The organism is Mesorhizobium sp. B2-2-3 (assembly GCF_006442405.1).
GTDB lineage: Bacteria > Pseudomonadota > Alphaproteobacteria > Rhizobiales > Rhizobiaceae > Mesorhizobium.
This window is the reverse complement of the sequence record NZ_VFWC01000017.1, coordinates 81284-104126: the sequence shown is the minus strand read 5'-3', so window position 1 is coordinate 104126 and position 22843 is coordinate 81284. Positions and strand designations below refer to the sequence as shown.

Annotated in this window: 22 protein-coding genes and 1 pseudogene; 5 read left to right on the top strand and 18 right to left on the bottom strand. The window is 64.4% G+C overall.

What is annotated here, in order from left to right; translation table 11 throughout:
- Positions 1-99: 99 nt before the first annotated feature.
- A complete protein-coding gene (locus FJ951_RS25650; protein WP_140517926.1) occupies positions 100-900 on the top strand; it encodes a hypothetical protein in 801 nt (266 codons plus the stop codon).
- 19 nt (positions 901-919) lie between these two features.
- Here FJ951_RS25650 and ptsP read toward each other — a convergent pair whose 3' ends face one another.
- From ptsP to FJ951_RS25625, 5 genes are all read right to left on the bottom strand, one after another.
- Positions 920-2890, bottom strand: a complete 1971-nt coding sequence (gene ptsP, locus FJ951_RS25645; protein WP_140517925.1) for a phosphoenolpyruvate--protein phosphotransferase — start codon at positions 2888-2890, stop codon at positions 920-922.
- 52 nt (positions 2891-2942) lie between these two features.
- A complete protein-coding gene (locus tag FJ951_RS25640) occupies positions 2943-3323 on the bottom strand; it encodes a PTS glucitol/sorbitol transporter subunit IIA (protein WP_140501604.1) in 381 nt (126 codons plus the stop codon).
- A gap of 145 nt (positions 3324-3468) precedes the next feature.
- Positions 3469-4473, bottom strand: coding sequence for a PTS glucitol/sorbitol transporter subunit IIB (locus FJ951_RS25635; protein WP_140501606.1), 1005 nt, complete (start codon positions 4471-4473; stop codon positions 3469-3471).
- Positions 4474-4489: 16 nt separating this feature from the next.
- The gene (locus FJ951_RS25630) at positions 4490-5257 is read right to left on the bottom strand and encodes a PTS glucitol/sorbitol transporter subunit IIC (RefSeq protein WP_140501608.1); all 768 of its coding nucleotides are present in this window, start codon (positions 5255-5257) and stop codon (positions 4490-4492) included.
- Positions 5258-5309: 52 nt separating this feature from the next.
- Positions 5310-5747: a transcriptional regulator GutM gene (locus FJ951_RS25625; RefSeq protein WP_140517924.1), complete on the bottom strand. Its 438-nt coding sequence runs from the start codon at positions 5745-5747 to the stop codon at positions 5310-5312.
- Between the two features lie 192 nt (positions 5748-5939).
- Between FJ951_RS25625 and FJ951_RS25620 the strand changes: the two genes are divergently transcribed.
- Both FJ951_RS25620 and FJ951_RS25615 read left to right on the top strand, forming a co-directional pair.
- Positions 5940-6581 (top strand): hypothetical protein, encoded by a 642-nt coding sequence (locus FJ951_RS25620; protein ID WP_140517923.1) that lies wholly within the window; start codon positions 5940-5942, stop codon positions 6579-6581.
- An 82-nt stretch (positions 6582-6663) separates the two neighbouring features.
- Positions 6664-7338 carry an HAD family phosphatase gene (locus FJ951_RS25615; RefSeq protein WP_140517922.1) on the top strand — a complete coding sequence of 225 codons (675 nt, stop codon included), beginning with the start codon at positions 6664-6666 and terminating at the stop codon, positions 7336-7338.
- Between the two features lie 9 nt (positions 7339-7347).
- Here FJ951_RS25615 and FJ951_RS25610 read toward each other — a convergent pair whose 3' ends face one another.
- The 6 genes from FJ951_RS25610 to FJ951_RS25585 form a co-directional block, all read right to left on the bottom strand.
- Positions 7348-8463, bottom strand: a complete 1116-nt coding sequence (locus tag FJ951_RS25610) for a DUF930 domain-containing protein (protein WP_140517921.1) — start codon at positions 8461-8463, stop codon at positions 7348-7350.
- 189 nt (positions 8464-8652) lie between these two features.
- Positions 8653-9408: a 5'/3'-nucleotidase SurE gene (locus tag FJ951_RS25605; protein ID WP_140517920.1), complete on the bottom strand. Its 756-nt coding sequence runs from the start codon at positions 9406-9408 to the stop codon at positions 8653-8655.
- The gene (locus FJ951_RS25600; RefSeq protein ID WP_140517940.1) at positions 9405-10571 is read right to left on the bottom strand and encodes an MBL fold metallo-hydrolase; all 1167 of its coding nucleotides are present in this window, start codon (positions 10569-10571) and stop codon (positions 9405-9407) included. The genes FJ951_RS25605 and FJ951_RS25600 overlap by 4 nt, the downstream gene beginning before the upstream one ends.
- On the bottom strand, positions 10571-11647 hold the full coding sequence (locus tag FJ951_RS25595; RefSeq protein WP_140517919.1) for an ABC transporter ATP-binding protein: 1077 nt from the start codon (positions 11645-11647) through the stop codon (positions 10571-10573). Before FJ951_RS25595 ends, FJ951_RS25600 begins: the two co-directional genes overlap by 1 nt.
- On the bottom strand, positions 11635-13338 hold the full coding sequence (locus FJ951_RS25590) for an iron ABC transporter permease (RefSeq protein ID WP_140517918.1): 1704 nt from the start codon (positions 13336-13338) through the stop codon (positions 11635-11637). The genes FJ951_RS25595 and FJ951_RS25590 overlap by 13 nt, the downstream gene beginning before the upstream one ends.
- Positions 13339-13416: 78 nt before the next feature.
- On the bottom strand, positions 13417-14403 hold the full coding sequence (locus tag FJ951_RS25585) for an ABC transporter substrate-binding protein (protein ID WP_140500630.1): 987 nt from the start codon (positions 14401-14403) through the stop codon (positions 13417-13419).
- Between the two features lie 263 nt (positions 14404-14666).
- On the opposite strand from FJ951_RS25585, the gene FJ951_RS25580 reads away from it, so the two are divergent.
- Entirely contained in the window at positions 14667-15644 is a 978-nt protein-coding gene (locus FJ951_RS25580; protein ID WP_140517917.1) for a sugar-binding transcriptional regulator, read from the top strand.
- An 18-nt stretch (positions 15645-15662) separates the two neighbouring features.
- Here FJ951_RS25580 and FJ951_RS25575 read toward each other — a convergent pair whose 3' ends face one another.
- The 6 genes from FJ951_RS25575 to FJ951_RS25550 all read right to left on the bottom strand — a co-directional run bounded on the left by FJ951_RS25575 (position 15663) and on the right by FJ951_RS25550 (position 21987).
- A complete protein-coding gene (locus FJ951_RS25575; RefSeq protein WP_140500628.1) occupies positions 15663-16031 on the bottom strand; it encodes a hypothetical protein in 369 nt (122 codons plus the stop codon).
- 114 nt (positions 16032-16145) lie between these two features.
- Positions 16146-17558 (bottom strand): pyruvate dehydrogenase complex dihydrolipoamide acetyltransferase, encoded by a 1413-nt coding sequence (locus FJ951_RS25570; protein WP_140517916.1) that lies wholly within the window; start codon positions 17556-17558, stop codon positions 16146-16148.
- A gap of 3 nt (positions 17559-17561) precedes the next feature.
- Complete coding sequence (locus FJ951_RS25565) at positions 17562-18560, bottom strand: alpha-ketoacid dehydrogenase subunit beta (RefSeq protein ID WP_140517915.1); 999 nt, start codon at positions 18558-18560, stop codon at positions 17562-17564.
- Complete coding sequence (locus FJ951_RS25560) at positions 18560-19588, bottom strand: thiamine pyrophosphate-dependent dehydrogenase E1 component subunit alpha (RefSeq protein ID WP_140500625.1); 1029 nt, start codon at positions 19586-19588, stop codon at positions 18560-18562. The genes FJ951_RS25565 and FJ951_RS25560 overlap by 1 nt, the downstream gene beginning before the upstream one ends.
- A 2-nt stretch (positions 19589-19590) precedes the next feature.
- Complete coding sequence (locus FJ951_RS25555; RefSeq protein WP_140500624.1) at positions 19591-20919, bottom strand: NAD(P)H-dependent oxidoreductase; 1329 nt, start codon at positions 20917-20919, stop codon at positions 19591-19593.
- A gap of 279 nt (positions 20920-21198) precedes the next feature.
- A complete protein-coding gene (locus FJ951_RS25550; RefSeq protein WP_140517914.1) occupies positions 21199-21987 on the bottom strand; it encodes a 3-hydroxybutyrate dehydrogenase in 789 nt (262 codons plus the stop codon).
- An 88-nt stretch (positions 21988-22075) separates the two neighbouring features.
- Between FJ951_RS25550 and FJ951_RS28915 the strand changes: the two are divergent.
- A pseudogene (locus FJ951_RS28915) lies at positions 22076-22200 on the top strand (acetoacetate decarboxylase family protein); the annotation flags it as partial.
- Positions 22201-22256: 56 nt separating this feature from the next.
- Here FJ951_RS28915 and FJ951_RS25540 read toward each other — a convergent pair.
- On the bottom strand, positions 22257-22826 hold the full coding sequence (locus FJ951_RS25540; protein ID WP_140517913.1) for a TetR/AcrR family transcriptional regulator: 570 nt from the start codon (positions 22824-22826) through the stop codon (positions 22257-22259).
- Positions 22827-22843: the final 17 nt, after the last annotated feature.

Genomic DNA, 22843 nt, shown 5'->3' with positions numbered 1-22843 from the left:
TAATATCGCCTATTGATCTACCAATCGATAGGAACAATGTAGGGTCAGCGGCCGGCTCTCGGCGGCCGAGGCCGGTAGACGTTTTCGAGGCGATTCGCGATGCTCCGACAAATCTCCAGGGATGTCCGCGTCAATTTGAAGGACCGGCTGCGCGACGTCCGCGACATCATTCGCCAGAGCCGCCACGACAGCGACAGCGAGGCCAATCTCGTGCGGGAAGCAACCAGCCATTTGCCGCCGTTCCCGGGCAAAGGCATCGAAGGCCTGCTCGGCCATGCCGCCAGTGCCTTCGACGAAGCCTTGTCGATCGCCGAATCCTTTGTCCCGCATGACCGCCCGACGAAGATCGACGGAACGACTGTGAAAGGCCTTGGCATCTATTTCCCGGCCGGCAACGAGGAACGCCGGTCCAGCGCCGAGCGCGTCTTCCGGCGCGACATGTACTATCTGACCAGGACCGTGCTCGCCGCCCTGAAGATCGACAATGCCCGGATCCACGAGGCGGATTTCGCCGCCGTCCACGCCGCCATGCAAAAACGCCACGCCGGTCTGCTGGCCGCGATGCCCGCCAGACCCGGCCCCGCCGCGCTGCCGGCCGTCGCCGCTGCCTGTGCGGCGCTGCTGGTCGAGTGCCTCAACCACCGTCCTGTCCGCTTTGTCGAAGCCGAACCGGATGCAATCGGCGACCGGGCGCTCGACATAGCTTGCTTGGCCCCCGTCGTCCTGGCCTGCGGCCTGGCCACCACGGCCAGCGACGGTGCGCCTGAGCCCGACATGCTGGAGACCGCTGTTCTGGCGGCCGGCATCCGTCACGACCGCGTCGTCAAGGCCTGTGCCAAGGCGAGCCCGGTCGATGAATTGACACCTGTCTTCGCCACCTTGCTTGCCCATTTGCCGTAGCTGCCGGTTCTGGCCGAGACTATCGCCCGAGCGCCATGTCCGCGATGGTCTTCTTGGCGCGCTGGATCGAGGCCGGGCTCATCGAGAGCTCGGTCAGCCCCATCTTGAGAAAGGCCGGGATGAGGTCGGGGCGTCCGGCCGCCTCGCCGCACATGCCCACCATGATGCCGGCGGCCACGCCGGCTCTTGCCGTCAACTCGATCGCCGACATGACGGCCGGGTTGGCGACATCATTGAGCTTGGCCACGGTCGGGTTGAGCCGGTCGGCGGCCATGATGTACTGGGTCAGGTCGTTGGTGCCGATCGAGAAGAACGACACCTCTTTCGCCAGCGCCGGCGCGATCAGAACGGCGGCCGGCGTTTCGATCATCACACCAAGATCGAACGCCGCATGCGGCACGCCTTGCGCCTTCAGTTCCGCCGCGCACTCGGCAACCAGAACCCGCGTCTGCCGTACCTCCGATATGTCGGAGACCATCGGGAGCATCACCTTGATGTTGCCGTGCACGGCTGCCCTGAGCAGCGCCCTGAGTTGGCGCTTGAAGATATCCGGCCGGTCGAGGCACATGCGAATGCCGCGCCAGCCGAGGAAGGGATTTTCCTCGTCGGGAAATTCGATGCCGGCGATCGGCTTGTCACCGCCTATGTCGAGCGTGCGCACGATGACGGGATAGGGCGCGAATGCCTTGGCCAGCGCCGCATAGGTCTCGGCCTGCATGTCCTCGGAGGGCAGATGCATATGGCGCATGAACAGAAGCTCGGTGCGGAACAGGCCGACGCCCATGGCGCCGGCTTCCTGCGCTGCCGCGATTTCCTCCAGCGAGCCGATATTGGCGGCGACCTCGATGATCCTGCCGTCCGCGAGTTTTGGCGTCACGGTCTTGAAGACGGCCAGTCCGGCGCGCTCCTTGACCGCCGCCTCGACGCGGGCGGCGAAGTCCGCGCGGGTCGCCGCATCGGGGTCGACGATTACCTGCCCGCCATTGCCGTCCACGGCCACCTCGCGCGCGCTGCGCAGGGCATTGATCTGGTCGCCAAGGCCCAGCACTGCCGGAATGCCGTGCGAACGGGCGATGATGGCAATATGCGAGGTGGCCCCGCCATGGCCGCATACCACCCCGCCGATGCGCTTCAGCGGCGCCCGCGCCAGGTCCCAGGCGCCGATGTCGTCGGCGATCAGGATGGCGCCTTCGGGGATATTTTCGAGGCTGGCGTCATCCTGGCCGAGCAGCGCCAGACAGATCTGTCGTCCGACCGCATGGCAGTCGTCGGCGCGCGCGTTGAGATAGTGATCATCGACCGCGCTGAAATCGGCGGCTATGGTGGAGGCGGCGGTGATGACGGCTGAGACAGCGTCATTGCCGCTTTTGATCGCCTTCTCGGCCTCGCCGGTCAGGCTGTCGTCGGCGGCGATGTCCCGTAGCGCCGCGATGATGCCGCGATCTCCGGCGGACAGGGTGTCCTGCGCCAGCGCCTTGTCCATGCGCGCCTGAACGGCGGCGACGGCGGCGCGGAACCTGTCGATCTCGCCGGCGATCTCCTCCGCCTGCAGCATGCGGCCCTGTCCAGCGATGTCAGGCGGAAAATGCGCGAAGGCAGGCCCGATGGCGACGCCCTCGCTCGCCGCGACGCCGCGCAAACCGGCCACGCCTGAAGCAGCCGGTGCGGGTTCGGACGCCGGCACAATGTCCTCGCCCGTATTGGCGGCCGGTTGCGGATCGTCATCGTCGAGACCTGCCTTCGGATTCTCGAGATAGCCGATCAGCGCCTCGATCGCCTCGATGGCGTCCGCGCCATTCGCCCGCACGGTGACTTCCTGGTTTTCCTTCACCGCCAGCAGCATCAGCTTGACCGAGCTCTTGGCGCTGACCGCCTTGCCGTCCTTGACCAGCTCGACATCGGATTCGAAACCCTTGGCAAGCTTGACGAAGCGCGTGGCGGGACGGGCGTGCAAACCTTCATGCACTCTGACGATGGTCGAGCGTTCCATGGCAAATACTCTGTTGTGGCGCCGCGCCGACATGGGTCGCGGCGCGAATGCTTCAGGCGGCGATGGTGATGATCGCGTCTGTCTTCAGGGCGGCCACGAGCGCTTGGGTGTCGACCTGCGAAGCGCAGATCTCGCCCGGCCGCTCGGCCTCGGTGGCGCCATTGAACGAGATGACGACATGCCCCATCTCGAGCACCTTGCTCCAGGCGCTGGAGCCGACCGCCGTGATTGTCGCGGAAACAGGTCCAAGGGTGATCGACGCGCCCTTCTGCGGCGCGCCTTCGCTGGGCCCGAGTTCCGTCTTGTGGAGCACGGAAACCTCGGCAAGCTCCGGCGGCGAGCCATCCGCGAACAGGATGAGCACGCCCCCTTCGGCAAGGTCCGCTACTTCAGGCCCGATGGAAGTGACCCGTGTTCTCAGCAGAACCGTCATATGGCGAACCTCATTTCCTTACTTTCCTCGAGGGGGTCACGGACGCCCGTGAACCCCTCTATCTCCGTGCTTTGGCGCAATTCCCAAGGGAAAGCGCTACGCGCCTTTTTCCGGGAAAGCCGTTTCAGGCTTTCCCGGAATTTGCTTAGAACACGATCAGACTGACGACCCAGGCGATCAGCACCGAGACCGGGCCCATGATCTGGCGGCTGATGAGAACCGCCGGGACGCCGATTTCGATCGTCTTGGGCTTGGCTTCACCGAGCGCCAGGCCGACCGGGACAAAGTCGCAGCCCACCTGGGTGTTGTAGGCAAACAGCGCCGGCAGCGCCATCGCCGGCGAAATCGTGCCGTTGGCGATCTGCGGACCGATGATGGCGACGCCGATGACCTGCGCGATGACCGCACCCGGTCCCAGGATGGGGGACAGGAACGGCAGGCCGCAGATAGCCGAGATGATCAGCAGGCCGACGATGTTGTTGGCGAGCGGTCCCATCGGCTGGGCAAGCACGTCGCCGATGCCGGTGTACAGGATCAGGCCGATGAGCATGGTCACGAAGGCCATGAACGGCAGCACGTTGCGCACCACCTGGTCGATCGTACGGCGGCCGGCATTGAAGAAGATGCCGACCACGCGGCCCATGACGCGGCCGATCGAGCTGATCAGGCCGATCAGCCCGCCTTCGCTCGGCAGCGGCCGTGGTGCCGCGGCCGCGGTGTTGTTGCCTGGACTCATCGATGCTGCTCCCCCCGCAGTGGTGACCGCCTCGGATCCGTCCGCCATCGTGACATTGGCCGGCTTCACGCCCGAAACGTAGATGTCCTCGGTGATGAACTGGGCGAGCGGCCCAGCCTGGCCGACCGGCGTCAGGTTGACGGTCGGGATGCGCTTGCGCGGATAGACGCCGCAGCGTGCGGTGCCGCCGCAGTCGACGACGACGACCGCCATCTCGCTTTCGATCGGCGGCGCCTTGAAGCCGTCGACGGCCGTGGCGCCGGTCATGTCGGCGATGAGCTGTGCCACGGGATGGATGCCGCCTCCGGTGACGGAGACGATCTTGTCGCGCTGTGCGGTCGGCTCGATGACGAGCGGGCCGCCCCAGCCCGTGGAGCCCCGGGAGATCCTTACGGCTTTGTATGTCTTGGCCATGATGTCCTCCCCGCCCTTACAGCTCGATGCCCTGGCGGCGTGCCATGATGGCGGTGATGCGCTCGGTCAGCATGCCCTTGAGCAGGATGACGACGAGGCCGACGATGGCGTACCAGATCGCCACCTTGACGTGATAGCCTCCGGCGACGACACCCCGCTTCTCGAGGTCGAGCAAGGCGACCAGCATGCCGCCCCAGACGAAGTATTCGCCGGGGTTGATATGCGGGAACAGGCCGAGCGGCGGATGCACGTAGGAGACAGCCGCGTCATAGAAGGCGGGCTTGTGCTTTTCTTCCAGGAACGATCCGAAGGTGTAAGCCATCGGATTGGTGAGGAAGAACACCGCCAGCAGAGGCAGCAGTGTATAGCGGGTCAGCGCGATCCTGCCGGCGCCGCGTGCCAGGCCGTGGACGCGCTCCTCGCCGACCAGCTCGGTGACGGCGTAGAAGGCGGTCATCAGCACCACCAGTGTCGGGATGATGCCGGTGACGAAGCCGGCGAACACTTCGCCGCCTTTCTGGAAGATGCCGATGAAGTATTTGCCGATTGCGGTCAGCCAGCCGAGTTGCTCTTCCTGCTGCACATTTTTCAGCTGTTCCTTCAGCTGATCGGCGGTGACAGGCGCGCTGTCGGTCTGCGCCTGCGCCAACACCACGAGATGATCGGTGGCATGCTCGACGCCGAGCCTGCCATGCCAGGCAGCATCCGAGACCATGGTGCCTGCAACATGCAGGTTATGCACGGCCATGTCGGCATGCTGCGCCAATAACGAAAATACAGACATTTCTCCTCCTTATGCCGCCCGCCGGTTGATTCCGGCCGGTGCGCGGCGTCCTCTAGGCCCTTGCTACGTTCAAGCCGGACAAGCCCGGCTTCTTCCCCGGCTCCGACCGTGCTTTGTCGATCTGTTCAATCGCCCGTTTCACGGCCTCGGCCACACCGGGTTCCCCCTCCCCCAAGATCGCAGGGTTGGACCGGAGTTGATCGAGGGGAACACCCTCGAATTGTTGATGTCGTTTGAATTTGGTGAATACCGAGCGCCCGCTCATGACCATCATGCGGCGCACGATCAGGTCCGGCGTCACCACGACGAGCGCGATGGTGCCCTTGGCCAGCCGGCCGCGAAAATTGCCGGCCCCGACGAAGCCATCCTTGTACTGGTCGGTGACGCCCCGGAAGACGTCCGAATAGTGCCGCATCTGCAGCCAGACGCCGAGCGACTGCAGCGCCCACACAATAACCAGCAGAAGCAGTCCCCACTGCCAAATCGCCATTCGGTTCTCCTCCCGAAGCCTTCATTGAACCGCATCTTGGACGGATGCGCGACAACAGCAAAGTGAGAACATTTGTTTCCGAGAATGTCAATATGTATGATATTGACCTCGGTCACGGTCATCCACAGGGCCGTCGGCCGATTTCGGCGACGGCACGGTTGTGCTAGCCTGTCGTCAAACGGGATATGTGAAATGGAACTGCCCTTCAGGGATGAACTGGCCCTTATGCCCGACCTTCGCCATCGGTTGCGGCAATTGCGCTGGTTCCGCGCCACGTTTCGCGGCAGCGCCAAGGTGGTGTCCGACACATTCGGCGTGCGTTTTGAAATCGACGAAGCCAGGCTCACAAGGGCTTTTCTCGACTGGGTCGAGATCATGGAGGCGCAGAAGCGTTTCGCCGCGATCGACCGCGCCGACTTCATCGTCTTTGCCGCCGGCCTCGTGCTGCGCGAACTGATACGGCAGGCGCCGGCCAGGGAAGTCTCCGGCCTCAGCCATCTCGTCGAGACCGAGCAGAATGCCGGCACGCTGGAAATCGTCCGCTTCTGGCCTGAGGGGTTCCTCTACACCAATTATTGCGTTTCGGTGATTTCGGCGATCTACGAGCAGGAATTCGGCTCAGCGCCCAGCATCGACAAATGCGCCGACGACCTGCGCACATGGTGGTCCTATCGCGAGAACGTGACCGAGATGCCGGCCTATGCCGTGGCTTTCCTCGACCGCTTCCTTGGCGCCGAACCGAACTGGATCACGCCGGATCGCGCGCAATCGCGGCAGGCCATGCAAAGGGCGCTTGGGTCGGCCCGGGCCAGCGATGCGCTACGCCAGCTTTGACAGATTTTGGCGCCCGACCACCACGCTATTGAACATTTGACTTTTTGCCGGTAGCAAAGTGCAAAACTCCGGGGAGAAGCGCGTGGCGCGATCAAGGCCTATCATTTTCGATTGCGACGGCGTTCTCGTCGACAGCGAACCGCTGGCCGCGAGGGCCTATGAGCGCGTCTATGAAAAGCACGGCATGCCGGGCGTGCACGGCGGCATCATCGCTCAGTGCATCGGCATGAAGCAGTCCGACATCATCGTCAAAATCAGGGAATTGACCGGCCATCAGTTTCCGGCGGCGGCGGATGGCGACATCTGGACCGAGACCAGGATCCTGTTTTCGCAGGAACTGAAGCCGACACCAGGAATCGCCGCGTTTCTGGAGGCGCTTGAGGGCGACCGCTGCGTTGCCTCGTCGTCCTCCGTCGAGCGCATAAACCACAGCCTGGCAGTGACGGCGCTGGCACGGTTCTTCGGCGACGCAATTTACAGCTCCTCGATGGTTAAGAACGGCAAGCCCGCGCCGGACATTTTCCTGTTCGCCGCGGCAAAGATGGGCGCCAATCCGGCGGACTGCATCGTCATCGAGGATTCGCCCTTCGGTATCCAGGGCGCGGTTGCCGCCGGCATGACGGCGATCGGCTACACCGGCGGCGGCCACACCTATCCCGAGCATGGCGCGCGACTGAAGGCGGCCGGCGCCGATTTCGTCTGCACCGACTGGCAAGAGATCAGCCGGCAATTGTCCGGGCTCGGTGTCCCCGCCTAAGAGCTTGTTCTAGCGAGTGGGTAGTCCAAGCCGAACCCATTCGTCTGGCGGGATTACAGATCCTACACGTAGGCCGAACGACAAAACCCTGGTCACATCGCTGTCGACCTCGCAGCGGAAGCCCAGATGGTACCACGTGCCCGTTGCGCGAAAAGCGACATCCGGGGCGTTGAGAATATTGCCGGCCTTCAGCGGCACGCTTGGGATCAAGTCGGGGAAATATGAGGCGTCCAGCAATTGCTGCTGCAATGCGCTGGCGCAAAGTTTGGCACCACGCTGGGCGCGCGGCACGCCGCCCATCGAGGTCGTGGCCAGCGCATCGCCGGTAGCGTCTTGCGAATAGAGCTTGCGAACGCCCGGAAGCCCGGAATAGCGACGCGACGCGGCACTGGCGACATCAGGGGAAGTTGGGCTTCCCGCGCTCCCGTTGGAGGACTTCGAAACTTTTGAAGAGCCGGGCTTCGGCGCATTTGCGGGTTTGGGCGTCGGCTTTTCAGCCGATATGGGAAGCTCGACCTCAGTGTCGCCGTCATCGGCGGCCAACGGCGGTGCCGCGGCCGTTTGCTTGTCGGCGTCGGGGGTTTCCGCCTCCTCAGCATCCTTCAGGGACTCGGCATCCTTCGCGGCGGTTGCCGGCTTCTCGCCGGCCTCGGGCAACTCTGCCGGCTTTTCGGTGGCCGCCGGCGCGCCAGACTTGGTCTCCGCAGGCTCAGGCGTCACGGGCGGCTTGGACGTCTCCTCCTTGGCAGGCGCTGGCGAACTGTCTTGAGCGCTGGCTCCGTCCAGGGATTTCCTGGGGCCGGCGTCCTTGTCGCCGAACTGAAAGACAGGTCTCAAGGTCTCGATCGGCGGCGTCTTGCGCGACTGCTTTTCGGGCGGTTCTTCAGGCTTCGTTTCCGGCGGCTTCTCGGCTTTGGGCTCCTTTGGCGGTGCGGGAGCAGGTTTCGGTTTTGGCTGATCGGGCGGAGGCACGAGCGCGACATTTACCGGCTGGTCCTGCTGCGGCTCCTGGGCTGGCCTCGGCAGGTTGTAGAACACCAGCGCTGCGAGGAGCGCATGCAGGATCAGCGATGCGGGCAGCGCCCACAACAGATCCCGACGCCGCTCTCGTGCCTCGTCCTTCATGCTGACCGATGTGGAATGAAATAGCGGCGGCTTCAAGCATAGGCTTTGGATTGATGCAATTTAACCGCTGCACAGCTCGGTGATCTGGATGATCCGCGCCGCTGCGCCGCCCGTCGAGGCGTTGGCACGGCTGGTCGAGCGACCGTGCCGTCCTGAATATTCGCAACGACCCTGTTCTGTGACGAGTGACTAGCCTTGCCGCTGGTGCTGGATCTCGTCCAGAAACTGTCCGTCCAGCGGCGTTTCGCCAAACCAGTTCAGCCGGTTGATGCTGACGAAGCCGGCATCGATCGCCTCGTTCTCGTCGCCCGGCTCACTTGCGTGAGCGCGCCCGCGCGGGACTGTGATGACGGTGCGATCGCCGTCGCTCTCCAGGATTTCAGCCTTGCGGCCGATCTTGTCGCGGCCGATGCGCGGCTGCCGGATCCCGGCCGGCAGCGAAGCCGGCAGGTTGATGCTGAGCCAATGGCCATATGCCGCCCACTCTTCACGCGACCGCCAGAGCGAGGAGATCAACGCGCCGAGCCACTCGTCGTCGACACCGCTGAAGTCCGGATTCTTCACCCGGGAAAAGCCGATCGCCGGAATACCCCAGAATGTCGCCTCGCGCGCAATGCCCAGCGTCCCGGAATAGGCAAGGTCCTCGGCGACGTTGCGCCCGTCATTGACGCCCGCCAGAACCAGGTCGGGCTTTTGGCCATCCGCGAACAGCCAGGCCATCGCACTCACCACGCAGTCGGCCGGAGTACCGGAACACGAATACCAGCCGGGCTTGACGCGCCGCATGATCAACGGCCGCGCGATCGTCAGCGATGCGCCCGCGGCGGTGCGCTTGCCGTCGGGTGCCACCACCCACAAATCGTCACTCAGGCTGCCGGCCGCCTTGACCAGCCGGGCAAGGCCCGGCGCCTCGATGCCATCATCGTTGCAGATCAGGAGTCTCATGTCTCTTTTCCTCGGCGCACCGTGATGCTCTGGCCGGTGCGGCATTGCGGGCGCAGCGATGGAATATGGGCTTTCAGATCGTCAAGGAGTTCGCTCGCGCAGGAATGACCGAGCGCCTCCGGGCGCCCTGCCTTCTCCCAGATATCGACATTGCCCGACAGCGTTGGGTGGGTGGGCATGCGCACCCAGTCCGCCCGGCCGGCCTTGTGCAGCAGATCGCCGGGGGAGCCGGAGGGCAGATGCCCGGTCAGCAACACCGGAAAGCCGGCCCGGTCGGCGCGCGGCAGCAGGCGGGACGAAGGCCCGGCCTCGCCCATGCCGTCATCGGCCAGCAAGGGCAGCGAGGGCAGCGGGTCGGCGTCGGTCCAGTCTGCGGCACTACCCAGCCGCAAGCGCAGCATCTCGGATACGCCAGGCAGCAGCGCTGAAGTGGCGGCGATCTGCGCTTCGAGCGAAGCACGCATGCCGGCGTGGATGGCGAAGGGTCCCGGCAAGGCCGCGATCAATTCCAGCGACCGCCCCGACAGCGGCGTCGGCAGAAGGCATCCGTTCGAATGGCGCGCCACCCAGCCCGAAATGGCCTCGGCGCGCGCCGCACCCGGCACGGGATCGGCGCCATAGGAGGCGTCGAGAACGAGAAGATCGCATTCGGGGATCGCGTCCATCACGAAGACATTGCTGTCCGGCACCACGTCGGCCGAATAGACGACGCGGCTCTTGCCATCGTCGACGGCAAACCAGACGCCGCCGACGACATGTCCCGACCTCCCCGTCCTGATCGTGAGATTGCCGCTCTTCAGCAAATCGCCGGGTTCGAAAATCTCGATGCGATCTTCCGGAAAGGGAAACCGCTTGAGATCCCCGGGATCGGCATAGCCGGCGAGCGTGGCCGGAGCCTCGGCACGGGTCTCGGCCGTCATGAAAATCGGACCGGCATAGCCGCGCGACAAAAGCCAGCTCAGAGCACCGACGTGATCCTCGTGCGCATGCGAGACAAACAACGCGTCGATGTCGGCGATCGACCCGTCAAGTGCCGGATAGTACTCCGCCCCTGTGGCCCCGACCTTGATGCCGATATCGAGCAGGATGCGATCGTTTCCGCTGCGGACGGCAACGCTGGTGCGGCCCTTTTCGCCGAAGCCGCCGGCCAGGTCCAGCTTCATCACGACGCCGCCTCCGCCGGGATCAGCCAGCCAGACTTGATGCGCAGGCGCGCCTGGGCTCCGCTCTCCAGCACGACCGGGTCGGGCTGCTCGAAATGCAGGGTAAGATCAGGTCCTGCGGAAGGCGTAAATTCGATGCGCGCCGAGCCACCCTGGTAGATCACCCGCTTGACGAGGCCGTCGAAGCCGGGGCCGTCCGGCGAGACGTCGAGATCGGCCGACCGGCAGCAGATCCTTGCGCCGGCGCGCGGCCGCTCGCCTGCCCGGCAGCGGACGACCAGCTCGGTTCCGAGAACCCTGACCTTGCAATGACCCGCCTCCTCGGAGCTCAGCACGTCGGCCGGAAGCAGAATGCCCTGCGAAATGAACGAGGCCACCATTTCATTTGCCGGCTCATGATAGAGCTCGCGCGGCGTCGCGAGCTGGACCAGGCGACCGTGATCCATCACCGCGATGCGATCGGCCAGCGCCATGGCCTCGGCCTGATCGTGGGTGATGTAGACGATGGTCGTGCCCGTGCGCTTGTGAAAGGCGGCGAACTCGTCCTCCATCGAGGCCCTGAGATGCACGTCGAGATTGGCGAGTGGCTCGTCGAACAATACCAGCGAGGGCGCGGCGACCAGGCAGCGCGCCAGGGCCACGCGCTGGCGCTGGCCGCCGGAGAGGTTGGCCGGCCTACGGTCTCCTAACCCCTGTAGATTGACCAGGGCCAGCGCGTCGGCAACCTTCTGGCGGGCGACCGCCTTGTCCAGCTTTGCAACCTTGAGCGAATAGCCGATGTTCTCGGCGACCGTCATGTGCGGCCACAATGCGTAGTTCTGGAAGACGATGCCGACCCGCCGCTTCTCTGGTGGAACGCTGCCGCCTGCACCCGACACGACCTCGCTGCCGACGCGGATTTCGCCCGACGTCACCTTCTCGAAGCCGGCGACAAGCCGCAGCAGCGTCGTCTTGCCGCAGCCGGAAGGCCCGAGCACGGCAAGGAATTCGCCGTCGCCGACATCGATCGAAACGTCCTTGACCGCATCGAACTCGGCGAAGCTCTTGGTCACATGGTCCAGGGTCAATCGCGCCATGGCAGAACTCCACTCGGAAGATGAGGGGCAAGCAGGTTGGTCACCAGCATCAGCACGAAGGTGACCGCGACCGTGATGACGGACATCGCCGCCGCGTAGTTGGAATCGCCGCCCTGTTCGAACGAGAACATCACCACGCCGATTGTCTCGGAACCTGACGACCACAGCAGCGCCGAGACCGTGAGCTCGCTGAGCGCCGTCATGAAGATCAGCAGGCCGCCGGCGATCGCCGCCGGCGCCACCAAAGGAAAGACGATGGTGCGCATGCGCGTGAACAGGCCGGCGCCCGCCACTTGTGCAGCCTCCTCCAGCGTCCGGTCGATCTGGTGATAGCCGCTGATCGTCGGCCGCAAGGCCAGCACCAGGAAGCGGGCGAGATAGGCGTAGAGGATGATCCAGACCGTGTTGTAGAGCTGTATGCCGGTCAGCGGGATCGGCCGCAGGAACAGCAGCAGCGATGCGATCGCCAGCACCACGCCGGGCAAGGCATAGGGCAGTTCGACCGAAAGATTGAGCAGCCGCACCCAGCGCTGCTTGCCCCAGGCAATGAGATAGCCGATCGGCACGGCGACGAGGACCGCGAAGAAGGCGGCGGCGATAGACAGCCAGAAGCTGTTGAAGAAGGCGCGGCTGGCGGCAGCGTGCTCGAACAGCACGAAGCGGTAATTGTCGAGCGTCGCCGTCTTGGCGCTGAGCGCGATGCCGTAGCCGGGAACCAGCGACGTCAGCACCAGCCCGAACAGCGGCAGGAACAACACCAGTACGACCAGCAGCCACATGCCGGCCTGGACGACCGGACGCCAGCGGCCAAGCTCGTAGGGCTCGGCGGGCAGCGAGGTGGAGCTGATGCGGTAGTCGCGGCGCCGGCTCATGACCTCCTGGGCGATAATGCCGGCCATGGCGATGATGCCGATCAGCACCGACAGGAACGCCGTCTCGCCGAGCACGGCCGGCCCGCCGCCGGCCAGTTTTTGATAGATCAAGGTCGGCAGCACGAGATAATTGGCGGGAATGCCGAGAAAGGCGGGAATGCCGAAATTGCCGACGCAGGACACGAAGGCCAGTGCCGCTGCCGCCATGATCGACGGTGTCATCAGGGGTAGCACGATGGTGACGAGCACGGTGAACCAGCTCGCGCCGCCGGCTCGCGCCGCCTCGACCAGTTCGCGCGGCAGCTTGCGCAGGCCGGCGCGCACCAGCAGGAACACCAGCGGGCCATACTGCACGCCGAGCAGCAGGATGATGCCCGACGTGGAATAGAGCGGGTTTTTGGTGCCCAGCGGCGGTGCGGCGCCGAACAGCTTGAGGAACGGGCTGGCCGGTCCGAACAGTTGCAGCCAGGCAAGCGCCGTGACCTGCGGCGCGATCATCAGCGGCATGACGTAGCAGAGCACCAGCGCGCTTCGGCCGCGTATGTCGGTCAGCGTGATGAGCACCGCCACCAGCGTTCCCGACAGCACGGCAAGCACCGTGCCGCCTATGCCGACGACAAGCGTATGCCAAGTAGCGATCCAGGTCGCCGGACTTCTCAGTCCGGCCTCCAGGGCCATCGTTGACACCGTGCCGCCGGGTGCCACGATTTCCTTGATCAGGCGCAGCATCGGCAGCAGGGACAGCAGCACGATGACGACGGCTACCGCCGCCGTCAGGACCATTTCCTGGCCCCGGCTTTCCCTGATCGTTGATGGCATGGTTGCTTTCCTGAAATTCGACCAGCGCGCAGTGGGGATGCCGCCGAAGCGGCATCCCGGCCGGATCGCCGAGCCTTGTCAGCCGCCGAACAGTTCCGAGAACTTCGCCTTGTCGGCGTCGGTCTTGGCGACGATTGCCTTGGTGTCGAACGACATCACCTTGACCTTGACGCCTTCCGGCAGCCATTCGGGCCGGCCGACCGAGGCCCGTGCCGGCAGGTAGCCCATGGAAAGCGCCAGCTTCTGGCCTTCGTCCGAAAGAATGAAGTCGACGAACTTCTTGGCGCCGTCGACATTCTTGGCCGTCTTCATGATCGCGACCGGTTCGGTCACGGCCGGCACGCCTTCCGAGGGGAACACGAATTCCACCGGCGAGCCCTTCTTCTTGGCGTTCATCGCCATGAAGTCGACGAGGATGCCATAGGGCTTCTCGCCTGATGCCACGGACTTCAGCACCGCGCCATTGCCGCGCACGCTGACGGTGTTGTTGGCCTTCAGCTTCTGGAAGAAATCCCAGCCGTAATCGGCATCGCCGGCGAAGCCCGAAAGCAGGTAGGCGGCGGCACCTGAATAGAGCGGGCTCGGCATGACGAGACCATCGGCATAGGCCGGCTTGGCGAGATCGGCCCAATGTTCCGGCTTCTCGGCGGCCGCGGTGTTGTAGACGATGCCGGTGGTGATCAGCTTGCTGCCGAAATAGGTCTTGTCGGCGTCGTAAGCATCCGGCTCGATGCCGTCGAGCTTTGCCTCGGGATAAGGCAGCAGCCGGCCGTCCTTCTTCAGCAGCTCCATCGAGACCGCATCGGCGATCAACAGCACGTCGGCCTGCGGGCTGCCGGCGGCGAATTCGGCCGCCATCTTGGTGAGGATGTCGCTGGTACCGGAACGATAGATTGCCACGTCGATGCCGGGCTGCGCCTTCTTGAAGGCCTCGACGGTCTTGGCCGCATCGGCTTCCGGCTGGGATGTGTAGAGCGTCAACGTTTCGGCACTTGCCATGCCGGCAAACAAAGTTGCCGCGAGCGCCAGCTGGCTTCCCAGCAGCTTGATGAATAGCGTCTTCATAAGACCTCCTGTCCTGTCTGTGCACGACTGGCCCGGCCCCGGCCGGTTCCCTGTCTCTTCCTCCCTGCACGGCGCATATGACTGGTGGATGACACAGCGCGTGAGATATACAAAATATGTTCATATGTTCGATGTCAATTACAAATGAACAAAACTGTGCAACAATCGACACGCCGGACATCCGGTGCCAGTTGACACGCGGCCGGCCTTTCTCCGAAGAGGCGATGCGGGGCCCAGGCCAAGGCTCATGAGGACGAAAAGCGATGCCCGTGGAAAAACCCAGACCGGCCCGCTCCGGATTGCCGATGGTGTCGTCGGATCTCAACGTCAAGACGGCGTGGCTCTATTATGTGGAGGGCTTCACGCAGGAGCAGATCGCCGAGAAGCTCGACGTCTCCAGGGTAAAGGTCATGCGCACGCTGGCCGCGTGCACGGCCGAAGGCATCGTCGTCACCATGATCAACGCGCCGACCGCCGAACAGGTGGCGCTCGAACGTGCACTCGAGAAGCACTGGGGCCTCGACGCCGCCGTCGTCATCCCGACGCCTTCGGCGCAAGACCACCTGGAGAAGGCGATCGGCCACGCCGTGGCGGCCTATCTCGGCGAGCAGATGCAGGACGGCATGACGCTGGCAATCGGCGGCGGCGCGACCCTGCATGCCAGTTTGGGCTTTCTCGCCCGCCGGCAGCTGAAGCACGCCTCGGTCGTGGCGCTCGTCGGCAGTCTGCCGCATTCGCAATGGATCAATCCGTCCATCGTCGCCGCCAAGGTCGCCGATGTCTTCGAGGTCGACAGCTACCAGATCACCGCGCCGGTGACGGTCGACAACCCCTCGCTGCGTGACCTGCTCTGGGCGCAGCCGGCGCTGCAAGACGTGCGGCAGCGCGCTGCCGCCGCCGATATCGCGCTGCTTACCGTCGGCGACATGTCGCCGGACGCGACCATCTTCCGCCACGGCATCGTGCCGTCGTCGCTCATCGCGTCGCTGAAAGCGAAGGGCGCGGTCGCCAACATGCTGTGCTATTTCGTCGATGCCTCAGGCAGGCTGGTCGACCACGAAGTCAACGGCCGCGTCATGGCCATCGACCTCGATGTCGTCGGCCAGGTGCCGAATGTCGTGCTGGCCGCCGGCGGAAAACGCAAGGTGGCCGCGATCCTCGCCGCGCTGAAGGCCGTCAGCACCAATGTGCTGATCACCGACAGCGATACGGCGACGGCGCTGCTGGCAAAGGCTGGCTGACGCTGCTTCCAGTGCCGCTTAGATCAGGCCGCGTTCGCGCAAGAAATCCTCGACGCCGACATGGGTCATGGATTCGAATTCGGCGATCGCCTCGGCCACCCGCCTGCGCTGGGCCGCCAGCAGCGTGAACACCTGCTTCATCTCGCCGGAAACGCCGAAGCGGCCCCAGCGCTCCGCGATATGCGCAGGCAAGCCGATGTCGGCGCAGAACGCATCCAGGCTCTCATAGCCGAGACTGGCGACGAGTTGCTTGGTTTCGTCCGCCGACATGCGCGGCTCGAAAGCGTGATCGTGCAGGCGCTGCGCCACCAGCTTGATGTCGGACGGAGACGCGCCCATCACCTTGCCGAACAGGGTCTTGACGTCGGATGGATCGAATGCGGGCATGCTGACCTCCCTTGATCACAGTCCACCTGAAACATGGGCGAAGGGTTCGCGCCTGACAAGTCGATTCTGTGGTGAGCCGGCGCATCATTCGACGCCGGCTCACGTCAACGTGACCTACACCAGCATGCCCATCGGGTTCTCGATCAGCTTCTTGAAGGCGACCAGCAGTTCGGCACCGAGTGCTCCGTCCACGGCGCGATGGTCGGTCGACAGCGTCACCGACATCACCGTGGCGATTCTGATCTCGCCGTTCTTGGCCACCGCCCGCTCCTCGCCGGCGCCCACCGCCAGGATCGTCGCATGCGGCGGGTTGATGACGGCGGCGAAATCCTTGATGCCGAACATGCCAAGGTTCGACACCGCCGTGGTGCCGCCCTGATACTCTTCCGGCTTCAGCTTGCGGCTGCGCGCGCGGCTGGCCAGGTCCTTCATCTCGTTGGAGATCACCGACAGCGTCTTTTCATCCGCCTTGCGAATGATCGGCGTGATCAGGCCGCCGGGGATCGAGACGGCGACGCCGACATCGGCATGCCTGTGCTTGACCATGGCGCTTTCGGTCCACGAGGCATTGGCATCCGGCACCGCCTTCAAGGCCATGGCCATCGCCTTGATCACCATGTCGTTGACCGAGAGCTTGTAGGCGGGCGCCTCGCCCTTGTCGGTCTTCTTTAGCGGTGCGGCCGCATTGAGCTGCGTGCGCAGCGAAAGCAGCGCATCGAGCTCGCAGTCGAGCGTCAGGTAGAAATGCGGGATGGTGGTCTTGGCCTCGACCAGCCGGCGCGCGATGGTCTTGCGCATATTGTCATGCGGGACGAGTTCATAGGAGCCTTCCTCGAACAGGCGCAGCACGTCCCCCTCCCGCTTGAGGGGAGAGTGGCCGGCCGCAGGCCGGTCGGGTGGGGTCGCTTCGACGGGGCTCGGCGCAAAAGCGGTGCCTCCTGAGACGACCCCCTCCGTCCGCTTCGCGGACACCTCCCCCTCGAGGGGGGAGGAGAGTACCGCATCGATATCCGCCTTCACGACGCGGCCATGTGGGCCTGTGCCTGATATGCCGGAGAGATTCAGTCCTGCTTCACGAGCCAATCGACGCGCCAAGGGTGTAGCGCGGGTTTTTCCCTCCCCCTCGAGGGGAGGGTGGCCGGCCGAAGGCCGGTCGGGTGGGGTCGGTTCGACTGGGCTCAGCGCGAGGGCGGTGCCTTCTGAGGCAACCCCCTCTGTCGACTTCGTCGACATCTCCCCCTCAACGGGGGAGATTGGCGCCTTGTCCTGCTTGGCCCCGTAGCTTTCATCATCGGCATAGATCCACGCAACCGGCGCGCCGACGGGGATATCGACGCCTTCCTTGCCGGAGACATCGCGCAGGATGCCGCTGGCCGGCGCGTCGATTTCCATCGCCGCCTTGTCGGTCTCGATCTCGAACAGCACGTCGCCCTTCTTGACCCGGGCGCCTTCCTCGGCGAACCAGCGCGAGATCTGTCCGGTCGCCATGTCCATGTCGACCTTGGGAAGAATGACTTCGGTCGGCATGTCTCAGCGAACCCCTCTCACGAGGTCGCGGGCGGCGGTGATGATGCCGGGAACCTGCGGCACCGTCGCCTTCTCCAGCTCCGGATTGTACGGGATCGGCGTCTCCGCGCCGCCCAGCCGCACGATCGGCGCGTCGAGATAGTCGAACGCCTCGCTCTCGGCGATCATGGCGCTGACCTCGGCGCCGATGCCCAGCGTCTTGACCGCTTCGTAGACGCACATCAGCCGCGACGTCTTCTTGACGCTGTCGATGACGGTCTGCTTGTCCATCGGCCGGATCGTCCTGAGGTCGACGACTTCGACGTCGATGCCTTCCGCTTCCAGCGCGGCCGCGGCGTCGAGCGCCTTCTGCACCATGATCGAGGTGGCGACGATGGTGAGATCGCGCCCTTCGCGGCGGATATCGGCCTTGCCGATCGGCACCGTGTAGTAGCCTTCCGGAACGGGGCCCTTCATCTTGTAGAGCAGCTTGTGCTCGAAGATCATCACCGGATCGGGATCGGCGACGGCAGCCAAAAGCATGCCCTTGGCATCGTGCGGCGTCGCCGGCTGGATGACCTTTAGGCCCGGCACATGGCCGAGCCAGGCCTCCAGGCTCTGGCTGTGCTGCGCGGCGGCACCGGTGCCGGAACCGGCGGGAAAGCGCATCACCACGGGCACCGAAACCTCACCGCCCAGCATGAAGCGCATCTTGGCCGCCTGGTTGACGATCTGCTCCATGGCGAGCGTGGCAAAGTCGGAGAACTGGAACTCGAAGATCGGCCGCATCCCGGTGAGGGCCGCACCCACCGCGACACCCGCGCCGCCCAGTTCCGAGATCGGCGTATCCATCACCCGGTCCGCGCCGTAGCGCTCGACCAGATCGCCGGTCACCTGGAAGGCGCCGCCATAGACGCCGATGTCCTCGCCCATCAGGAAGACGCGTTCGTCCATGTCCATGGCGATCGCCATGGCTTCCTGGATCGCCTGGGCGTAGCTCAGTTCACGCGCCATCGCGTCCATCACGCCTGCTCCGTATACACGTAATTTCCGGTCTCGCTGACATCAGGCGACGGGCTCGCCTTGGCGAACTCGATGCCGTCGGCGATTTCCTTGGCCACCGCTTCGCGGATCGCCTCGATGCCCTTGTCGTCAATGAACCCGAAGTCGCGCAGCTCGCTTTCGAACAGGGTGATCGGATCGCGGTTCGACATCCAGTCCTCGATCTCCTCCTTGGTGCGATAGCGGTTGCGGTCGCTCTTGGAATGGCCGCGATGGCGGTAGGTCTTGGACTCGATCAGCGTCGGCCCCTCGCCCGCGCGTGCGCGCTCGACGGCCTTGTAGGACGCCTCGGCGACCTCCGAAAAAATGTTGCCGTTGACGATGACGCCGGGCATCGAATAGGCGGCGGCGCGCTCGGCGATGTTCTTGACCGCGGTCGAGCGGGCCGTCGACGTCGACATGCCGTAGCCATTGTTCTCGCACACGAAAATCACCGGCAGCTTCCAGATCGCCGCCATGTTCAGCGCCTCGTGGAAAGCGCCCTCATTGTTGGCGCCGTCGCCGAAGAAGGAGACCACGACCTTGCCGGTCTTCATCATCTTGGAGGAGAGCGCCGCCCCGACGGCGATCGGAATGCCGCCGCCGACGATACCATTGGCGCCCAGATTGCCCTTGGCCACGTCGGCGATGTGCATCGAGCCGCCGCGTCCCTTGCAGTAGCCGGTGGTCTTGCCGAAGAACTCGGCGAACATGCGCTTGACCTCGGCGCCCTTGGCGATGCAGTGGCCGTGGCCGCGATGCGTCGAGGTGATCTGGTCATCCTCGCCGAGCGGCATGCAGATGCCCATGGCGCTGGCTTCCTGCCCGATCGACAGATGCATGGTGCCGTGGATGAGGCCGCGCGTGTAGCTCTCCTCCGCGCCCTCTTCGAAGCGGCGGATGAGGTACATCTTGTAGAGCACCTGTCTGAGCTGCTCGGCGCTGTACTGGCGATAGACGAAGGGCAGGTTGGCGCGGCTGTCCGCGACGGCTTTGCTGGCTGCGGCCATGATCACACCTCCACGGTTCCGTAGACGAGCTTGTCCTGGCGCGCGCGCAGTTCGGCGATCTTGGAGCCGGGAGCCGGGGCGGCATTGGCGTAGGTGATGAGCTCGCCCTTCTTGATCGGCGCCGTCACCGAACCGCCTTGCAGCAGACCGCAGGGAATGGCCCTGGCGGCATGTGCTTCCGGCGCCGTCATGATCCAGGCGCGGTAGCAATATTCGCCGATCGCATCGAGCTTCTCGCCCGGCTTCATGTCCTTCTTGGCCACGGCTGCGACTTCGGCCACCGGCTTTGCCAGCGGCACCATGTCGGCCTTGCCGTAGAGCACGACGCGGGCGCAGGTCAGGGGCACTTCGAGCGAGGTCAAATGGTAGGGCCGATGGAAGGTGAAGTACGGGCCCTTGCCCATCTTCAAATCTTCCATGCGCTCCGAAATGCGCGGATGCGACATGTCGGCGACGACGAACACGCCGGGCGCGACACCCTTGCCGATCGAATAGTCGACGACGCCGACCTTCGACAGCACGCCGCCGTCCTTCTGCGGCACCAGCACCTTGGACAATTCGCCGAGCGTCGCCGCCGGACCATGCATGCCGGCCTTGTCGGGCACCAGCCCGGTGGCGTTGGCGATCGCCGCCATCTCGACCATGGTCTTGGAGCCGTCGACGAACTCGACCAGCATACGCACATTCATGTGCCGGCGCTTGGCTTCCTCTTCATAGTCGGGCGGCGTGGCGTCGATGTTGAGCGGATTGTTCTTGCCCTTGCCGGCGGCGACGATCGGATGGCCCATGGCCGAGACGAATTCGATAAGCTCCATGCAGGAAGACGGCTCGTCGCCGGCGCCCAGCGAATAGGTGACGCCGAGCCGGTCGGCCTCGCTCTTGAGATAGGCGCCGATGGTGACGTCGGCCTCGACATTCATCATCACCAGGTGCTTGCCGTGCTCCATGGCGCGCAAGCCGATCTCGGCGCCGACGGCGGGAACGCCGGTGGCGTCGATGACGACGTCGATCAGGTCATTGTTGATGACCAGGCTGGCGTCGTTGGTGACCGCCACCTTGCCGGCCTCCATGGCGGCCGTCATCGCCGAGGCGTTCGACACTTCGCGCGCATGCCCGGTTTCCTGGAAGGCGATATCCACGGCCTTACTGGCGGCGGGCAGGTTCAGCTCGGAAATGGCGCCGATCTCAATACCGGACATATGGGCGACGCGGGTGACGATGTCGGTTCCCATCTCGCCCGAACCGATCAAGCCGATGCGGATTGGCTTGCCCGACCTGGCCCGCACCTCGAGATCACGGGCAAGGCCCGTCAACGAAACATTGGAAGCCATACCGCTCATTCCTCCCGTAATGCTGCTATTCAATCACCTGACGGGTATTGAACATCTGTATTTCTGTCAAGACTAATGTCCAGATTCGTAGCACTTTTGTACCCTTTCCAGCATCACGAGCAAGGTGGGAAAACCGGCAAATCCGACAACCAAACGGCTCGCGACGGTTCGACGCATTCGGGCCCAGAAAGTTCGGGCTCAAGACGCGCTTGCGCGTCCCGACGCCGAGGGCTGTGCCTCTTGCAGCATCAGCGAGGAACAGAACCCCTCGCCTGGGCTCTATTGTGCCGTCCAGCCGCCGTCCATCGGCAAGGTCGTGCCGGTGATCTGCCTGGCTGAATCCGAGCACAGGAACAGCGCCAGGGCGGCAAGGTCCTGGACGGCGACGAATTCCTTTGTCGGCTGTGCGGCCAGAAGCACATCGCGCTTGACCTGTTCCTCGGTCATGCCGCGCGCCTTCATGGTGTCGGGGATCTGCTTCTCGACCAGCGGCGTCCAGACATAGCCGGGCGCGATCGCGTTGACGGTGATGCCGTCCTGCGCGACTTCCAGCGCCACCGTCTTGGTCAGGCCTGATATGCCGTGCTTGGCCGAGACATAGGCGGATTTGAACGGCGAGGCGACGAGCGCATGAGCGGAAGCCGTGTTGATGATGCGGCCCCATTTGCGGCTCTTCATGCCAGGCAGCGCCGCTTTTATCGCGTAGAAGGCCGACACGAGGTTGATGCGGATGATCGCTTCCCATTTGTCGTCCGGGAATTCCTCGATCGGCGCGACATGCTGGATGCCGGCGTTGTTGACCAGGATGTCGAGGCTGCCGAACGCCTCTTCCGCCTCATGCACCATGGCGCTGACCGCCGCGCCGTCCATCATGTTGGAATCGGAGTAGCGGCATTTGACGCCGAAATCCTTCTCGATGCCGGCGCGCTCCTGCTCGATCGCCGTGGCCTCGCCCAGGCCGTTGATGGTGAGATTGGCGCCTTCGGCGGCGAAGGCGCGGGCGATGGCCAGGCCGATGCCGCTGGTCGAGCCGGTGACGAGCGCATTCTTCGAAGACAGGGAACCCATGGGTGATCTCGATATGGTGGGAGGGAACACGAAAGATAGGGCGCGGTCTTGTGCGCCGCAACATGACGATGCCACAGCCATATATCCGCGCATGCCCGACTCGACCGGCTTCGGCGACTACACCGAGACCGGTCACGTCATTCCGGTGCGCTACAAGGCCAGCATGGCGACTATGTCCACTCGATGTACCTCGACGACGCGCCGATCACCGGCGCGAGCGCGGTTTTTCCTCCGGAATTGCCTGGAAACCGAACCGCCCTGATGGTCCGTCAGGGTCGCTTGGCCCGGGCAGGGCCAACATCGGGCGACCCGGCGATTTCCAGCAGCGACGACACCAGCAATTGCCGCTCGTCTGGGGAAAGCACGTCCGCGTCGAACAGGTTCATGCTGCGCAGGCCCTCGATGGCGAGATAGCAGACCAGCAGCGACTTGAGATCCGGCGTCTCGCTCTTCAGTCGTTGGAAGAGTTGTCGCTTGAACGTCTTTATCGGCGACATGAAGTCCGGATCCTCGGCGATCGCCGAAAATATCCACGACGCCGATGGCTGCTTGTCCTCGCAATCCTTGGCCGAAAGCCTGATGTAGACGGCGAGCGGATTTGCGCCATTGTCGTTGCTGCTGGCGGTCTCCAGCGCCTGCTCGAATTCGCGCAGATAGCCTTCGACCAGGCCCTGCATCAATTTGGCCTTGGTCGGGAAATTGTAGAGCAGTCCGCCCTTTGATACGCCGGCGCGGCTGGCGACGGCATCCAGGGACAGGCTACCGGGACCGGATTCCCGTGCGACGTCCGCCGCCGCAGCGAGAATCCTCTCGCGCGAGTTCGTTCGTTGGGCTTTCATGGCGCCTCCCATCGCAA

Bases quoted from the DNA above. Each gene is read 5' to 3' on its own strand.
- FJ951_RS25555 (WP_140500624.1), bottom strand. From the start codon at position 20,919: ATGGCTTCCAATGTTTCGTTGACGGGCCTTGCCCGTGATCTCGAGGTG.
- FJ951_RS25610 (WP_140517921.1), bottom strand. From the start codon at position 8,463: ATGAAGGACGAGGCACGAGAGCGGCGTCGGGATCTGTTGTGGGCGCTG.
- FJ951_RS25600 (WP_140517940.1), bottom strand. From the start codon at position 10,571: ATGAAGCTGGACCTGGCCGGCGGCTTCGGCGAAAAGGGCCGCACCAGC.
- FJ951_RS25620 (WP_140517923.1), top strand. From the start codon at position 5,940: ATGGAACTGCCCTTCAGGGATGAACTGGCCCTTATGCCCGACCTTCGC.
- FJ951_RS25570 (WP_140517916.1), bottom strand. From the start codon at position 17,558: ATGCCGACCGAAGTCATTCTTCCCAAGGTCGACATGGACATGGCGACC.
- ptsP (WP_140517925.1), bottom strand. From the start codon at position 2,890: ATGGAACGCTCGACCATCGTCAGAGTGCATGAAGGTTTGCACGCCCGT.
- FJ951_RS25625 (WP_140517924.1), bottom strand. From the start codon at position 5,747: ATGGCGATTTGGCAGTGGGGACTGCTTCTGCTGGTTATTGTGTGGGCG.
- FJ951_RS25630 (WP_140501608.1), bottom strand. From the start codon at position 5,257: ATGTCTGTATTTTCGTTATTGGCGCAGCATGCCGACATGGCCGTGCAT.
- FJ951_RS25550 (WP_140517914.1), bottom strand. From the start codon at position 21,987: ATGGGTTCCCTGTCTTCGAAGAATGCGCTCGTCACCGGCTCGACCAGC.
- FJ951_RS25640 (WP_140501604.1), bottom strand. From the start codon at position 3,323: ATGACGGTTCTGCTGAGAACACGGGTCACTTCCATCGGGCCTGAAGTA.
- FJ951_RS25590 (WP_140517918.1), bottom strand. From the start codon at position 13,338: ATGCCATCAACGATCAGGGAAAGCCGGGGCCAGGAAATGGTCCTGACG.
- FJ951_RS25560 (WP_140500625.1), bottom strand. From the start codon at position 19,588: ATGGCCGCAGCCAGCAAAGCCGTCGCGGACAGCCGCGCCAACCTGCCC.
- FJ951_RS25595 (WP_140517919.1), bottom strand. From the start codon at position 11,647: ATGGCGCGATTGACCCTGGACCATGTGACCAAGAGCTTCGCCGAGTTC.
- FJ951_RS25540 (WP_140517913.1), bottom strand. From the start codon at position 22,826: ATGAAAGCCCAACGAACGAACTCGCGCGAGAGGATTCTCGCTGCGGCG.
- FJ951_RS25565 (WP_140517915.1), bottom strand. From the start codon at position 18,560: ATGGACGCGATGGCGCGTGAACTGAGCTACGCCCAGGCGATCCAGGAA.
- FJ951_RS25605 (WP_140517920.1), bottom strand. From the start codon at position 9,408: ATGAGACTCCTGATCTGCAACGATGATGGCATCGAGGCGCCGGGCCTT.
- FJ951_RS25650 (WP_140517926.1), top strand. From the start codon at position 100: ATGCTCCGACAAATCTCCAGGGATGTCCGCGTCAATTTGAAGGACCGG.
- FJ951_RS25635 (WP_140501606.1), bottom strand. From the start codon at position 4,473: ATGGCCAAGACATACAAAGCCGTAAGGATCTCCCGGGGCTCCACGGGC.
- FJ951_RS25575 (WP_140500628.1), bottom strand. From the start codon at position 16,031: ATGCCCGCATTCGATCCATCCGACGTCAAGACCCTGTTCGGCAAGGTG.
- FJ951_RS25585 (WP_140500630.1), bottom strand. From the start codon at position 14,403: ATGAAGACGCTATTCATCAAGCTGCTGGGAAGCCAGCTGGCGCTCGCG.
- FJ951_RS25580 (WP_140517917.1), top strand. From the start codon at position 14,667: ATGCCCGTGGAAAAACCCAGACCGGCCCGCTCCGGATTGCCGATGGTG.